The sequence below is a fragment of the Noviluteimonas lactosilytica genome (assembly GCF_020866925.1).
Classification (GTDB): domain Bacteria; phylum Pseudomonadota; class Gammaproteobacteria; order Xanthomonadales; family Xanthomonadaceae; genus Noviluteimonas; species Noviluteimonas lactosilytica.
In genome coordinates, this window is record NZ_JAJGAK010000003.1 from 302,966 (window position 1) to 317,676 (window position 14,711).

Here is a 14,711-nt window from a genome sequence, read left to right on the forward strand (position 1 = left end):
GTCTTGACCTGCTGTTCGGCGATGCCTTCGAACGGCACCTGCACGAAGTTGAGGTTCTGGAAGGTGTTGGTGATGTTGAAGCCGTTGAAGAAGTACTGGTTCTCGGCAACGGACGCGCCGCCGAACGAAGCCAGGTTGCCGAACGCCGCATCGCCACGCACGGTGCCCGGCGCGAGCAGCGCGACATCGGTGGTGTTGCGCGCGACGGGGATCTTCGCGATCTGTTCGGCGGTGAGGATCGTCGTGGATTCCACCGACGACACGTCGATCGGGTTGATCTGGCCGGAGCCGTACACGGTGATGCCGTCCAGCGTCTGCGCGGCGCTGGCGCCGGTGAAGTCGACCGTGCTCGCGGTGCCGACGTTCACCCGCACCTTGCGCGTGCTGCCGTCGCTGCGCGTCACCGTGTATTCGCCGACCGGCAATTGCGAAAGACGATACGTGCCATCGGCCCCGACGGTGATCGTGCGCGAGAAGCCGCGATCGGCATTGCTGACAGTGATGGTGTCGCCCGCTTCGGCGCGGCCCGAGATGGCGCCCGCCGTATTCGACTGCGCCTGCGCACCGCCCGCGATGCACAGCCCCAGCGCGATCGCCAGTGTGGTCTTCCTGATCATTCGTCACGTTCTCCGTAAGGGTTAAACCGCTGTTAAGCGGAAACGCGACGGTAGCGATTGGGTCCGTGCGTCAGACAGGCGCGCGTCGCGCGAAGCGCGCGCGATGCGTCGCCAGCGGCGCAATGAAAATTCGCCGTAGTCGAAGCGGCATCCGAAAAAAAGCGAAGCGGCCCCGAGGGACCGCTTCGCCGAGTTGCCGCGCGTTGCGACGGAGGATCAGAACTTCTGCTGGTACTGCACGTACGGGAAGCGCCCGATGTCGAAGCCGCCGTAGTACCAGAAGCTGCTGTGCGGCTGGCTGTACATCGTCGGGCCCACGCGATCGAACACGTTGTTCACGCCGACCGAGATCGTCGAGGTCCACGGCGTCGACCAGCGGTACTGCACGTCGTTGAACGTGTTGGACCCGACATGGTTGCGGCCGACCTTGCGCCCGCCCGTTTCAGGCGCCGCCCAGTCGGGATCGCTGCAACCGTTCGGCGTGCATGATTCGTACATGCCGGAGTAGTAGCGCGCGGTCCAGCGCACGCCGTGGTCGCCGAGCGACCAGTCGGCCCCGAGGTTGGAACGCAGGCGGAAGTGGCCAGCCCACCCGTTGTATTGCGATGGCACGCTCGCATCGCTGCTCGTCTTGCCTTCGAAATAGTCGACGTACGTCGTGTCCCAGCTGAAGCCGACCTGGCCCCACGCGTGTTCCGGCAGGCGATAGTTCACGCCGATGTCGTAGCCCGCGGTTTCCCAGTACGCGACGTTGCCGGTCGTGTAGCTGAGGCTCAGGACTTCGCCGGTGACGGGGTCGCGGACGAAGCGCGCGCAGCTCGTTGCGTTGTTGCGCATGTAGCAGTCGTTGAGGATCGCCGTCGGGCTGTCCGCGGCGATGGCATCGTCGATGCGGATCTTCCACCAGTCGAGGCTGAGGTTGAGGCCGCGCACCTGGTCGGGACTGAACACCGCGCCGATCGTCTGCGTGGTCGACGTCTCCGGTTGCAGGTCCGGGTTGGATCCCGAGAGGAACGGCTGGTTCGACTGCGAGTTCGGCCGTGTCGCGGGGACGCCGCCCTGCGCGACCTGGCGATAACCCTCGGGCACCGCGGCACGGCACGCGTCATTGCCGCGCCCCTGGCCGAACACCGAATCGCACGGGTCGGTGTAGAACACGAAACTCTGGTTGAGCGGACCGTAGAGATTCGCGATCGTCGGCGCGCGGAAACCTTCGCCCCACGTGCCGCGCACGAGCAGGTCGGCGATGGGGCGCCATTCGATGCCGACCTTGCTGTTGGTCGTCGCGCCGAACGAGCTGTAGTCCGAGTAGCGCGAAGCAAGGTTCACCGCGAGCCCGTACGCGAATGGCTTGTCGCGCAGCAGCGGGATGTTCGTTTCCGCGTACAACTCGTCGAGGTGGTATTCGCCGCCGCTGTTGCCGGAACCCAGGTTCGTCGACAGGCCCGTCTGTCGCAGCGCGTCGGGGGAGAACCCACCCGATTCGCGGCGATGTTCGTAACCGACGGCGAGACCCATGTCGCCCGCGGGCAACTCGGCGAGCACGCCCGCGGCGTTGGCGAACAGCGCGGTCGTTTCGGTTTCGCCGGCGTCGTGGCCGATCGGCATCAGGAAAGTTTGCAGCGCCGGATCGGCGAGCGTGTTGGACAGGCCGCTGCCGTGCGGCGCGAGCGGATTCCACGGGATGCATTGGCCGGCGCCCAGGTTGGAGCCGTAGTCGATCGGCGCGGCGGCGGTGCCGCATTCGACGCGGTTGGTGTCGGAGTTGAACCACGACGCGCCGGTCGCCTGCTGCACGGCGGGGATCAGCAGATCGCCGCGGCTGTCCTTCGACGTGCGCAGCGTGTTCTGGTACATGCCCGCGTCCCAGGTCCACGGCAGCTCGCGCAGATCGAGGCGGCCTTCGAGCTTCGCGCCGAGGCGCTGCGTCGTCGCGCTGCTTTCGGTGACGCGCGGCATCTCCCACGTGCGGCGGAAGTAGTGGACATCCTGGCCCGTCGGATTGAACCAGCTGTCGGCGGCGAGCAGGTTCGACGGATTGGATTGCCACGGATAACCCGCGATCTGCTGCATCGTGTCGCGATGGTTGTACAACGCGTCGAGGGTGAAGGTCAGGTCGTCGCGCAGGTCGACGCCCGCATTCGCGAAGATCGACGTGCGCTCCATGCCCGTCACCAGCGACATCTGTTCGTTGGGATTGGCGTAGTCGGCGCGCGTGTACGGACGATAGTCGTCGAGGTTGCGCGGATTGCCGCCCGCCTCGAGCGTGAGCCACGTGGACGGGTCGTTCGGAACGGGGCGCAGCACGCCTTTCTCCGATACCGCCGAACCGCTGCCCGTCGCGGTGAACGCGCGATCCTTCGCCCACACCGGATCTTCCTTCGCGTGGGTCGCGCCGATGGTCGCCCAGCTGCGTTCGTTGCTCACGCCGAAGGTCGCGTCGTACGACTGCTTGCGCCCGTCGCCGACGTCGAACTGGCCGAAGTAGACGTTGGCGTCCGCGCCGTCGAAGCGCTTGCGCGTGATGATGTTGACCACGCCGGCGATCGCGTCGGACCCGTAGATCGACGACGCGCCGTCCTTCAGCACTTCGATGCGTTCGACCACGGCGGTGGGGATCTGCGACACGTCGGCATAGCCCGCGGTCGTGATGCCGAGACGCTGTCCGTCGACGAGGATCAGCGTGCGCTGCGGACCCAGGTTGCGCATGCTGATGTACGAGCCGCCGACGTTCTCGCCGCTCGCCAGTGCGTCGGCGCGGCTGATCGCCGGCGAACCCACGGCGCTCGACGCCTGCAGGATGTCCGCCACCGACTGCAGGCCGGTGCGCTGCATTTCTTCGCGCGTGATCACCTGCACCGGCTGCACGGTCTCGGTGTCGACGGCGCGCGCGATGCGCGAACCGGTGATGGTGACGGTGCGCAGCGTCGTCGCGGCGGCGACGCCTTCGGTGGATTCGGCGGGCGCCGCATCCTGCGCGTGGAGCGGCAATGCGATGGCGAGTACGGCGCTCGCGAACAACGCGCGACGGACAGCGTCGCGCAACAAGGTGTGCTTCATGGGGTTTGTCTCCGTTCGGGAAGTACCGCGTTTTCAGCGGTGACCGGACGTTACAAACCCGTTTGCATTACAGGCGGCGGATAGTTGCGCGCCGCGTCGAGGAGCTTTCACCGAAGCTGGTAGAAAGCTCCTGCGACGATTGCTTAGCTGGCCGATTGCTCCAGCGTCACGGCGACCGCATGCACCACCGCGGCGATCTTCAGCGCGCTCTGCACGCCCTGCGCGGTGACTTCGTGCTGGCGCAACGTGCGTTCGTGCGAGTCCATGCACGCACCGCAACCGTTGATGGCCGAGACGGCAAGCGAGGCGAGTTCGAACGTCATCTTGTCGACGCCCGGGTTGGCCATGACGTTCATGCGCAGGCCCGCGCGCAGCTGGCCGTACTCGTCGTTGTGGATCAGGTGCGTGGCGCGGTAGTAGATGTTGTTCATCGCCATGATCGCCGCGGCCGAGCGCGCGCCGTTCATTTCTTCGGGCGACAGCTGTTCGGCGGCGAAGCCTTCGATCGCCGCGACCAGCGGCGCATGGCGCGAGGCGATCGCGCACGACAGCGCGATGACGCGGATCTGCTTCGCGTTCAGGCCGGCCGCGCCGGTCTCGCTCAGCACCGAGTCGAGGTTGAGCTTGAGGTCCTTCGCGTAGTCGGGGATGGCGTTGCGCAGGTCTTGCAATTGCATTTCGTGTCTCCGATGGAATCGTGGCCGGGGGATACCCGGCCACGATGGATCCGCTTCATGGGGGAGGCGGTATGACTTCGGCGATCAGGCGACCTTGAGCGTGTCTTCGCCCTGGCGCCAGTTGCACGGGCACAGCTCGTCGGTCTGCAGCGCGTCGAGCACGCGCAGCACTTCTTCCGGGTTGCGGCCGACGGAACCGGCGGTGACGTAGACGAACTGGATCTCGCCGTTCGGATCGACGATGAACGTCGCGCGCTGCGCCACGCCGTCGCTGCCGAGGATGCCGAGCGCCGAGGTCAGCTCGCGCTTGATGTCGGCCAGCATCGGGAACGGCAGGCTGTTGAGATCCTTGTGGTGCGTGCGCCACGCGTGGTGCACGAACTCGCTGTCGGTCGAACCGGTCAGCAGCTGCGCGTCGCGGTCCTTGAAGGCCTGGTCGAGCTTGGCGAAGCCGGTGATCTCGGTCGGGCACACGAAGGTGAAGTCCTTCGGGTAGAAGAACACGACCAGCCACTTGCCCTTGTACGTTTCGTTGGTGATATCAACGAAGGCGTTGTTCAGGTCGTTCGAGACGGTGGCCTTGAGGTTGAACTGGGGAAACTTGTCGCCGACGGTCAGCATCAACTAACTCCTGCTTGATGGGAGGTGGGGAAGGATTGCGAAGGGTGCCGCCAGGAGCGTTCCCCCGGCGAGAACGCAAGAATGAACGCGCGGACTGAATACAGCAAGTCGATTGATTCGATACGACCAATAGGCGTAGGCTATCGCCCATGAACCTCCGCGACCTGCGCTATCTCGTCGCCCTCGCCGACCACAAGCACTTCGGCCGCGCCGCCGAGGCCAGCTTCGTCAGCCAGCCCACCCTGTCCACCCAGATCCGCAAGCTCGAAGAAGAACTCGGGGTGGCGCTGGTCGAACGCGCGCCGCGCAAGGTCATGCTCACGCCGGCCGGCCGCGACATCGCCGAGCGCGCGCGGCGCATCGTCGGCGAGGTCGAGCAGATGCGCGAAGCCGCGCGCCGCAGCCGCGATCCGGAAGCGGGCACGGTGCGCCTCGGCATGTTCCCGACGCTCGGCCCCTACCTGTTGCCGCACGTCGTGCCGCGCATCCGCGAGCGCTTCCCGAAACTCGAACTGCTGCTCGTCGAAGAAAAGAGCGACGTGCTCCTCTCGCGCCTGCGCGAAGGCAAGCTCGACGCCGGCCTGCTCGCGCTGCCGATCCACGACGACCAGCTGCACACCGAATTCCTGTTCGAAGAACCCTTCCTGCTCGCGGTGCCGGAAACGCATCCGCTCGCGCGCCGCGATCAACTCGCGTTGTCCGACCTCGCCGACCAGCGCCTGCTGCTGCTCGAGGACGGCCATTGCCTGCGCGAACAGGCGCTCGACGTGTGCCAGCTCGCCGGCGCCGGCGAGATGCGCGACTTCCAGGCGACGAGCCTGGAGACCCTGCGCCAGATGGTGGCGGCGAACGTCGGCGTAACCTTGTTGCCGACGCTCGCGGTGAAGCCGCCGGTCGCGCGATCGAAGGACATCCACCTGCTCGGCTTCCGCGACTCGCATCCGAGCCGCAGGATCGCGATGGTGTGGCGGCGCAGTTCGGCGATGGGCGCGTTCCTCGAGCGCCTCGCGCAGGTGTTCCGCGACCTGCCGCCCGAACTGTTCACGCCGACTTCCGACCTCCTCCCCGCCAAATCCCCGCGAGCGACGGCCTCGAAAGGGAAACGTGCATGAAACCGCGGACCTGGGTGGTGATCGGATTGGTCGTCGCGCTGGGTTGGTGGTGGTTCCAGCGCGTGCCCGATGCGCCGGCCGCGGCGCAGGGCGCGGCCGTGCAGTGCCCGCCCCCGCCGGGCGTGACCGATGGCGACGTGCCGTTGCAAAGCCCGGTGCCGGGCGACTTCGCACAGATCCGGCTCGCACCCGCGACGCTGCGACCGCTCGCCGGTTTCAGCCTCGACGCACGCGTGCTGTCGCGCGAGGACTATGCGATCGGCCGTGAAGCCGACCTCTCGCCCACCGACCTCGCGCTCGGCTGGGGCCGCATGCGCGAGGACGCCGTGCTCTCGCAACTGTCGATCTCGCAATCGAACCGCTGGTACCACTATCGCTGGCAGGGCGAGCCGCCGATCCCCGTCGGGGAGATCGTGCGCTCGAGCGCGAACATGCACATGATCCCGGCCTCGCCCGAAGCGGCGAAGCAACTCGCACGCGTGCGCGAAGGCGATCGCGTGCGCATCGATGGGTGGCTGGTCGAAGCCGACGCACCCGACGGTTGGCGCTGGCGCAGTTCGACGACGCGCGAAGACAGCGGCAGCGGCGCGTGCGAAGTCGTCTACGTCTGTTCGATCTCGCGCGAGTGACGCGCGGTGCCGCGCGTCAGCCCGAGGAAGATGCCGGCCAGCGACAACACGAGGCCCAGCATCCCGAGCGCCGATAGCCGGGTGCCGAACAGCGCCGCGTCCCACACGTAGGCCAGCAACGGCTGCAGCAACAGGCACAGGCCGAGCACGCCCGCGGTGAGCTTCGGCATCGCGCGTCCGATCACCAGCCACCCGCAGACCTGCGCGATGAACGCGTAGGCGAGCAGCGTCGCCCAGTCGATCGCGCGCGTCGGCGGCAACGCTTCGCCGCCGAGCAACGTCATCGGCAACAGCAGCGCCGCGGTGACCAGGCACATCCACCACAGCAGCGATTCGTTCGATGCACCGCCGCGCTCGGCCTGCGCCTTGCGGAATGCGATGAGGAAGCCCGCGTACGCGACACCGGTGCCGAGGCCGAACCCGATGCCCGCATGGAAGCGCGCATCGAAGCTCGCCCAATCCGGCACGAGCATCAATGCGAGTCCACCGATCGCGAGCAACAGGCCGCTCCACAATCGCCAACCGCCATGTTCGCCGAGCACCAGCGCACCGTAACCGGCGAGCATGAACACCTGGAAATTGCCGAGCAACGTCGCGAGCCCGACACCGACGTACAGGATGCTCCGGTGCCACATCCACAGGTCGAGCGAGAAGAACACCGCCGCGAGCGCGACGAGACCGAGCACGCGGCGCGTCGGTCGCAGGCGAGACGCACCCCGCACCGCGCCGAACCACGCGATCGGCAACAACATCGCGGCCGCCAGCGCCATGCGCCAGAACGCCGATGCGGTCGGCCCCATGTCGACCCACTTCACGAACACCGCCGACGTGCTGATCAGCAGCGCGCCGAGCAGCATCGTCGCCAGCGGGCCGCGCGGGGCGGCGGCGGTCATGCGCGGAAGTGTTCCGTGTCCACGAGGTATTCGACCTCGGCGAACGCGGCGTCGCGCCACCGGTTCCATGCGGGCAGCGACTGGATCGCGTCGGCGAAGGCGCGCGCGTTGTCGTCCATCGGCACGCCGTAGGAGAGGAAGCGCGACACGACCGGCGCGTACATCGCATCGACGATCGAGAACGCGCCGCACAGGAACGGGCCGCCCTGCCCGTGCGCTTCGCGCAGCTCGCGCCACATCGCCTGGATGCGCGCGGCGTCGCGTGCGGCGGCGTCGTCCCAGCAGTACTTGTCGGGCGTGCGGCGCATGTTCATCGGCATCTGCGCGCGCAACGCGCCGAAGCCCGAATGCATTTCCGCCGCCGCCGAACGTGCCTGCGCTCGCGCGGCCACGTCGACGGGCCAGCCGCGACCATCGAGGTAACGCTCGTTGATGTACTCGCAGATCGCGAGCGAATCCCAGATCACCAGCCCGTCGTCGTGCAGCGCCGGCACGCGCCGGTTCGGCGCCCAGCGCGCGACGTCCTCCTGGAAATGGGGCGTGTCGAGCAGGATGCGCACTTCGTCGAAGGCGATGCCGAAGGTCTCGAGCACCAGGTACGGGCGCAGCGACCAGGAGGAGTAGTTCTTGTTGCCGATGACGAGGGTGAGCATGCAGATGGCGACTGCGCGAGAAGAAAAACAGGGGTCAGAGTACCTTTTCCGCGGAAAAGGTACTCTGACCCCTGTTTTGCTTTTCCGGCTTACGTAAAGACGGCGGGCGCCACGTTGACCCGGTTCCGCCCGCCCCGCTTCGCCGCGTACAGCGCCTGGTCCGCGCGTGCGACGGCGGCGGCCGGCTCGCTTTCGCGCGGCAGGCGCGTGGCGACGCCGACGCTCACGGTGATGCGGATCGGCTTGTCCTCGTATTCCAGGCGCACGAGCTCGATCGCCAGGCGGATGCGTTCGCCGAGCTGGCGCGCGTCGTCGCCGTTGCGGCCCGGGAGCACGATGACGAATTCCTCGCCGCCGTACCGACCCAGCAGGTCGGTGGCTTGCAGTTCGCGACGCAACACGTCGGAGACCTGACGCAGCACGGCATCTCCCGCCGCGTGGCCATGGGTGTCGTTGATCGACTTGAAGTGGTCGATGTCGACGAACAGCACCGACAGCAATCCATCCTGGCGATGCGCTTCGGAGAACGTGCGCGAGAGCCACAGGTCGATCGTGCGGCGATTGAACGTGCCGGTGAGCGCATCGAGTTCCGCCGACCGGCGCAGGCTCAGTGCGGCCGCGGCTTCGTCGGCGTGCTGCACGGCGAGGCGGCCGAAGTCGCTGGCGAGCGCGAGTTCGTCGTCGGTGAAGCTGGTGCCGTCGCTGCGCTGCAGGAGCAGCACGCCCCACGCCGGCGCGCGGATCGGCAGGGGCACCACGCCGTGCAGCAGGTGCAGCGCATCGCCGTTGCCGAGCTGCAACTGCACCGGCGCCTGCGTGCGCGCCAGGCCCTTCATCATGCCCATGCGCGCCTGCAGCAGGTCGGTGTAGTGCGCCTTGCTGGAGATCGGTTCGGCCAGCAACAGGTCGAAGCCGTGGAAGCCGTACGCGACCAGCGCGGCGGACTCGAGCCGCAACAAGGGCAGCAGGCGTTCGAACAAGCTGCGGAACGCGGCCCATTCGAGGTCGCCCGCGGGGAGTTCGCGCAGGCGTCGCTGCAGTTGTTGCACGAGTTCGACGCGCGCGGCTTCGCGTTCCAGGCGACGTTCGCTGTCGCCGCGCGCGAGGCGTTCGCGGTCGCGTTCGTCGCGCACGTGGGCGATGCGCCCGATCATGCCGACCGCGACCAGCAGGATGCAGACCGTCAGCGCGAGTTGCGGTCCGTAGCGCACCCAGAAGCCGTGGACGCCGAACGCCATCAGCGCGCGCATCGCGAACGCGAAGGCCACGACCAGCACCACCGTCAGCACCGACAGGCTGTTCCAGATGCGATGGCGCACCGCGACGTATGCGCTGGCGATCGCGAAGGCCAGCGTCAGCGCGCCGATCGCCATCGCGACCCACGCCATCGTCGTCGACAAGGCATCGAGGTGCAGCAGCGCGATCGCCGCGCAGCCCAATGCGGTGTAGCGCAATCCGTTGCCGAGGCGATGGATCCGCCGCGCGCCGAGATCCAGTTCCGAATACCGCTGCGCCAACCACGTCGCCGCCGCGCAATGCAGCATCTGCAGCGCGAACACGCCCTGCACGCCCCACAACGCGACCCAGCGCACGCCCGCCCAGCCGTACACGTGCCCGTTCGCGGCGACGAACCAGGCGAAGGCAGTCGCCGACAACGCGAGCAAGGCGAGATACACGCGATCGCGCACCGCGGCGAACAACGACAGCGCGACCAGCGACAGCACCGCGAGGCTCGCGTAGTTCGCGCCCGCGAGCGCACTGCCGCGCTGCTGCAGATCGGTGATCCCTTCCGGCGACATCGCGCCCGGACGCACCACCACCGGCGCGCGCGCGGACACCATCAGGTCCACGTCCTTCACGCCGTCGGGCAGGTCGAACACGAAGCCCGCGGGGAACGAAGGCCCGTCCATGTCGCCGGGCCGGAAGAACGATTGCGACGGCGAGCGCCACGCACCGTGCTCGACCCAGATCTCGTCGACCATCGCGCGCTGCACCCACAGGCGCGAGGCCGCGTCGCCGTTATCGAGTGTCAGCGGAATGCGCACCGGCGTGGCGGACGCGGGCACGCGGATCGATTGGCCTTCGGCCATGCGCGGGGCTTCGGGCCGATGCGCCACCGCAATGGCATCTCCCGGCCAGGTCGCGCAACACCACGCGACGACCCACGCGAACAGGCACAGCACGAGCAGGCGCGCGTCGCCGCTGGCTGCCCGGGCCGACCTTCCCCCCCTGGAAGGCCGCGTACTCAGGCGAAGAACGCCGGCGAGAGGGGATGCGGAGGCGCCTCCTGCGCCTGCGCATCGCCGGAGGCGAGGGGCAGACCCTCGACCACCGACCGCGCGTCCATCCATGCCGACTCGGGCACGCAAACCTGCACCAGGCCGAAGACCCCGAGTTCGCCCAGTCCGCCGAGCAGCGCCTCGCCGCGCACGAACGCCGGAATCCCCGCGTTTTCCAGCGCATGGCGCACCAGGTGCGCGTCGATCACGTGCTCGGCTTCGTAGACCACCCGCATTTCCGGGACTCCGACTCTTTTGTGAACTGCATCGCAACTTTCATGCCATTCAACGTAAACAGGAGGCAGGACAGGCCGTCGGCTAAACTCGCAGGCCGTCACATTGCTTCCGCCGACCAGGCCGGCTCCGAACCCACGTGTCCACCGTCCCCGCCCCCCCGGCCCCCGAGGCCGTCGACGCTCCGCGCCCCACCGACTTCATCCGCCAGATCGTCCGCGAGGACCTGGCGACCGGGAAACATGCGTCGATCAAGACCCGATTCCCGCCGGAGCCCAACGGCTTCCTGCACATCGGCCACGCGCGCGCCATCTGGACCGACTTCGGCATCGCCGCCGAATTCGGTGGGTGGTGCAACCTGCGCCTGGACGACACCAACCCGGTGAAGGAAGACCCGGTCTACGTCGAAGCCATCAAGGACGACGTGCGCTGGCTCGGCTTCGACTGGCACGACCTGCGCCACGCCTCCGATTACTTCGAGGTGCTGTACCGCGCGGGCGAGAAGCTGATCGAACAGGGCGATGCGTTCGTCTGCGACCTCACCGCCGAACAGGTGCGCGAATACCGCGGCAGCCTGACCGAACCTGGCCGCAACTCGCCGTTCCGCGACCGCAGCGTCGAGGAGAACCTCGACCTGTTCCGCCGCATGCGCGCCGGCGAGTTCCCCGACGGCGCGCGCACGCTGCGCGCGAAGATCGACATGGGCAGCGGCAACATCAACCTGCGCGACCCCGCGCTGTATCGCATCAAGCACGCCGAACACCACCAGACCGGCAACGACTGGCCGATCTACCCGATGTACGACTACGCGCACTCGCTGAGCGACGCGGTCGAAGGCATCACCCATTCGCTGTGCACGCTCGAGTTCGAAGACCACCGTCCGCTGTACGACTGGTGCGTCGACAAGGTGGACCTGAAGAACTCGCCGGCGCTGGTGAAGCCGCTCACCGACAAGGGCCTGCCCTTCGAAGCGAGCAAGCCGCGCCAGATCGAGTTCTCGCGCCTAAACATCAACTACACGGTGATGAGCAAGCGCAAGCTCATGGCGCTCGTGCAGGACGGCCTGGTCGATGGCTGGGACGATCCGCGCATGCCGTCGCTGCAGGGCATCCGTCGCCGCGGCTACACGGCGAGCGCATTGAAGCTGTTCGTTTCGCGCCTCGGCCTGTCGAAGCAGAACTCGACGATCGACTTCTCGGTCCTCGAGAACACGCTGCGCGAAGACCTCGACGCGCACGCGCAGCGCCGCATGGCGGTGCTGTCGCCGCTGAAGTTCGTGCTGACCAATCTCGACGACAACCACGACGAAACGCTGCGCTTCTCCAACCATCCGAAGGACGAAACGCAGGGCGAGCGCGAGATCCCGTTCTCGCGCGAGCTGTGGATCGAACGCGACGACTTCGCCGAAGTCCCGCCGAAGGGCTGGAAGCGCCTCGTGCCCGGCGGCGAGATCCGCCTGCGCGGCGCGGGCATCGCGCGCGTCGACGAAGTGATCAAGGATGCCGCTGGTGAGATCGTCGAACTGCGCGGCTGGCTCGATCCGGAATCGCGCCCCGGCATGCCCGGCGCGGATCGCAAGGTGAAGGGCACGATCCATTGGGTCAGCGCGAAGCACGCGGTGCCGGCGGAAGTGCGCCTGTACGACCGCCTGTTCAACGTGGCCGATCCGGACGACGACAGCGACGGCAAGACCTACCGCGATCATCTCAATCCGGATTCGCGCAGCGTGGTGCGTGCCTTCATCGAACCCGCGGCGGCGACGGCCGTGCCGGAGCAGAGCTTCCAGTTCGAGCGCATCGGTTACTTCGTCGCCGACCGCCGCGATCATCGCAGCGACGCGCCGGTGTTCAATCGCAGCGTGACGCTGCGCGATACCTGGACGAACAAGGCGTGATGGTGCTGCGCGCCCTCGCGATGGTGGCGATGCTCGCGCTTGCCGCGTGCGTTGCGCCGGCGTCGCAGCAGGGCGCGCAGGATTCGTCGACGGAAGCGCAGGTCGCGCAGGTCGAGACGCCTGCGACGCCATCGACGCGACCGGTGCAGCATCGCCTCCGCACCGGCGGCCCGAATCCACCGCAGCGCGTCCCCGCGCATTGCGCGGTCGACGCCGACTGCGCGGCGAAGCCGCAATGCGCCGACGAACAATGTCGCTGCGTGAAGGACACCTGCATCGTCCTGCGCGACGCCATCGATCCGTCGATCGATCCCGCACCGGCGACGTCGGTGCGCTGATGCTCTACGCGCAGGTCCACCTCACGCTGCCGGCCTGGGTGCACGATGCGGTCGACATGTCCCGCGCGTACACGAACGACGCGGACAAGGTCGCGCTCGCGATCGAACTCTCGCGCACCAACGTCGAGGCGCGCACCGGCGGCCCGTTCGGCGCGGCGATCTTCGGGCCCGACGATCGCATCGTCGCGGTCGGCGTGAATCGCGTGGAGCCGCACAACTGCTCGGTCGCGCACGCCGAGATCATGGCGTTCATGCTCGCGCAGCAACGCCTGCAGCGCATGCGCCTCAACGAATCCGCGCCTGGCGAAGGCGCCGGTCCCATCGTGCTCGCCACGTCCTCGCAACCGTGCTGCCAGTGCTACGGCGCTTCGTTCTGGGCCGGCATCGACGCGCTGCTGATCGGCGCGCGCAGCGAAGACGTGATGCGCCTGACCGAGTTCGACGAAGGCCCGTTGCCGAACGACTGGGTGCGCGAACTCGAACGCCGCGGCATCGCGGTGACGCGCGACCTGCATCGCGACGCGGCGTGCGACGTGTTGCGCGCGTATGGCGAACTCGGCGGCCGGTTCTACTGAGCATGCGCGACCGATGACCGTCGAAGCCACGCGCGAAAACGGCTTGCTCTGCTATTGCCGCCCCGGCTTCGAGCCGGAACTCGCCGCCGAACTCGGCGAGCGCGCCGCGCAGGCGGGCGACGCGGGTTGGGCGCGCGCGGAACGCAACACCGGTTACGTGCAGTTCTTCACCCCGCAGGGCCACGCGCTTGCGCAGGCGTTGCCGTTGCGCGAGCTCATCTTCGCGCGACAGAAGCTGCGCCTGCTCGCCGAGTTGCGCGAACTCGACGCGAAGGACCGTATCACGCCGATCCTCGCGGCGTTGTTCGAACGCGCGGCCTTCGGCGACCTGGTCGTCGAACATCCGGATTCCGACGAAGCGCGACCACTCGCGGGCCTCGCGCGCAGCTTCGGCAACGCGTTGCGGCCTGCATTGCGCAAGGCCGGCCTGCTGACCGCGCAACAGGACGCGACCCTGCCGCGCCTCCACGTCTGTTTCCTCGCCGGCGACCACGTATTGCTGGCGAGCGGACACCCGCGCGATTCGTCGCCGTGGCCGTCGGGCATCCCGCGCCTGCGCACGCCGCCGGATGCGCCTTCGCGCTCCGCGCTCAAACTCGACGAAGCCTTCCTCGTGTTGCTCGACGCCGACGAACGCGCGCGCTGGCTGCGATCGGGCATGCGCGCCGCGGATCTCGGCGCCGCGCCCGGCGGATGGACATGGGTGCTCACGCGCCACGGATTGAAAGTCACCGCGATCGACAACGGACCGCTGCGCCAGCACGTCCTCGACACGGGCCTGGTCGAACACCTGCGCGCAGACGGCTTCCAGTGGTCGCCGCCGAAGCCGCTCGACTGGATGGTGTGCGACATGGTCGAGTCGCCGAAGCGCGTGGCCTCGCGCATGGCGCAATGGTTCAGCCAGGGCTGGTGCCGCCACGCCGTCTTCAATCTCAAGTTGCCGATGAAGAAGCGTTGGGACGAAACGCGCGAGTGTCTTGCGCTGTTCGAACAGCAGAGCCAACGCCCGTTGCGCATCCGCGCGAAGCAGCTCTACCACGACCGCGAAGAGATCACCGTCTTCGCGATGGCGGCGCAGCACTAGCTGAATGCTGGCGATCGACGGTCGCGTGAATTGACGGTCGTTTGA

14 protein-coding genes are annotated in these 14,711 nt (G+C 67.8%); 6 read left to right on the forward strand and 8 right to left on the reverse strand.

Annotation, left to right across the window (positions count from 1 at the left end; translation table 11 throughout):
- From LK996_RS13365 to LK996_RS13380, 4 genes are all read right to left on the reverse strand, one after another.
- Positions 1–617 (reverse strand): carboxypeptidase-like regulatory domain-containing protein (locus LK996_RS13365; protein WP_230527855.1); only part of this gene is annotated, 617 nt, incomplete at its 3' end.
- A gap of 216 nt (positions 618–833) precedes the next feature.
- Positions 834–3,677, reverse strand: a complete 2,844-nt coding sequence (locus tag LK996_RS13370) for a TonB-dependent receptor plug domain-containing protein (RefSeq protein WP_230527856.1) — start codon at positions 3,675–3,677, stop codon at positions 834–836.
- 143 nt (positions 3,678–3,820) lie between these two features.
- A complete protein-coding gene (ahpD, locus tag LK996_RS13375; RefSeq protein WP_230527857.1) occupies positions 3,821–4,354 on the reverse strand; it encodes an alkylhydroperoxidase, AhpD family in 534 nt (177 codons plus the stop codon).
- 84 nt (positions 4,355–4,438) lie between these two features.
- Positions 4,439–4,975 carry a peroxiredoxin gene (locus LK996_RS13380; protein WP_230527858.1) on the reverse strand — a complete coding sequence of 179 codons (537 nt, stop codon included), beginning with the start codon at positions 4,973–4,975 and terminating at the stop codon, positions 4,439–4,441.
- 149 nt (positions 4,976–5,124) lie between these two features.
- Here LK996_RS13380 and oxyR point away from each other — a divergent pair, with 149 nt between their 5' ends.
- Both oxyR and LK996_RS13390 read left to right on the forward strand, forming a co-directional pair.
- The gene (oxyR, locus tag LK996_RS13385) at positions 5,125–6,087 is read left to right on the forward strand and encodes a DNA-binding transcriptional regulator OxyR (protein WP_230527859.1); all 963 of its coding nucleotides are present in this window, start codon (positions 5,125–5,127) and stop codon (positions 6,085–6,087) included.
- On the forward strand, positions 6,084–6,716 hold the full coding sequence (locus LK996_RS13390; RefSeq protein ID WP_230527860.1) for a hypothetical protein: 633 nt from the start codon (positions 6,084–6,086) through the stop codon (positions 6,714–6,716). The genes oxyR and LK996_RS13390 overlap by 4 nt, the downstream gene beginning before the upstream one ends.
- On the opposite strand, the gene LK996_RS13395 is transcribed toward LK996_RS13390, so the two are convergent.
- The 4 genes from LK996_RS13395 to LK996_RS13410 form a co-directional block, all read right to left on the reverse strand.
- Positions 6,689–7,609, reverse strand: a complete 921-nt coding sequence (locus tag LK996_RS13395; protein WP_230527861.1) for a DMT family transporter — start codon at positions 7,607–7,609, stop codon at positions 6,689–6,691. The two genes, LK996_RS13390 and LK996_RS13395, sit on opposite strands and share 28 nt — an antisense overlap.
- Positions 7,606–8,262, reverse strand: a complete 657-nt coding sequence (locus tag LK996_RS13400; protein ID WP_255657058.1) for a glutathione S-transferase family protein — start codon at positions 8,260–8,262, stop codon at positions 7,606–7,608. Before LK996_RS13400 ends, LK996_RS13395 begins: the two co-directional genes overlap by 4 nt.
- 89 nt (positions 8,263–8,351) lie before the next feature.
- On the reverse strand, positions 8,352–10,352 hold the full coding sequence (locus LK996_RS13405) for a GGDEF domain-containing protein (RefSeq protein WP_230527862.1): 2,001 nt from the start codon (positions 10,350–10,352) through the stop codon (positions 8,352–8,354).
- Between the two features lie 155 nt (positions 10,353–10,507).
- The gene (locus LK996_RS13410) at positions 10,508–10,777 is read right to left on the reverse strand and encodes a putative signal transducing protein (RefSeq protein WP_230527863.1); all 270 of its coding nucleotides are present in this window, start codon (positions 10,775–10,777) and stop codon (positions 10,508–10,510) included.
- Positions 10,778–10,914: 137 nt separating this feature from the next.
- Between LK996_RS13410 and LK996_RS13415 the strand changes: the two genes are divergently transcribed.
- Genes LK996_RS13415 through rlmM form a run of 4 tightly spaced genes read left to right on the forward strand, consistent with a single transcriptional unit; the run spans position 10,915 to position 14,666 of the window.
- A complete protein-coding gene (locus LK996_RS13415; RefSeq protein ID WP_230527864.1) occupies positions 10,915–12,669 on the forward strand; it encodes a glutamine--tRNA ligase/YqeY domain fusion protein in 1,755 nt (584 codons plus the stop codon).
- Positions 12,669–13,007 (forward strand): hypothetical protein, encoded by a 339-nt coding sequence (locus tag LK996_RS13420; protein WP_230527865.1) that lies wholly within the window; start codon positions 12,669–12,671, stop codon positions 13,005–13,007. The genes LK996_RS13415 and LK996_RS13420 overlap by 1 nt, the downstream gene beginning before the upstream one ends.
- Positions 13,007–13,582, forward strand: coding sequence for a nucleoside deaminase (locus LK996_RS13425; protein ID WP_230527866.1), 576 nt, complete (start codon positions 13,007–13,009; stop codon positions 13,580–13,582). Before LK996_RS13420 ends, LK996_RS13425 begins: the two co-directional genes overlap by 1 nt.
- 13 nt (positions 13,583–13,595) lie before the next feature.
- Complete coding sequence (rlmM, locus tag LK996_RS13430; RefSeq protein ID WP_230527867.1) at positions 13,596–14,666, forward strand: 23S rRNA (cytidine(2498)-2'-O)-methyltransferase RlmM; 1,071 nt, start codon at positions 13,596–13,598, stop codon at positions 14,664–14,666.
- Positions 14,667–14,711: the final 45 nt, after the last annotated feature.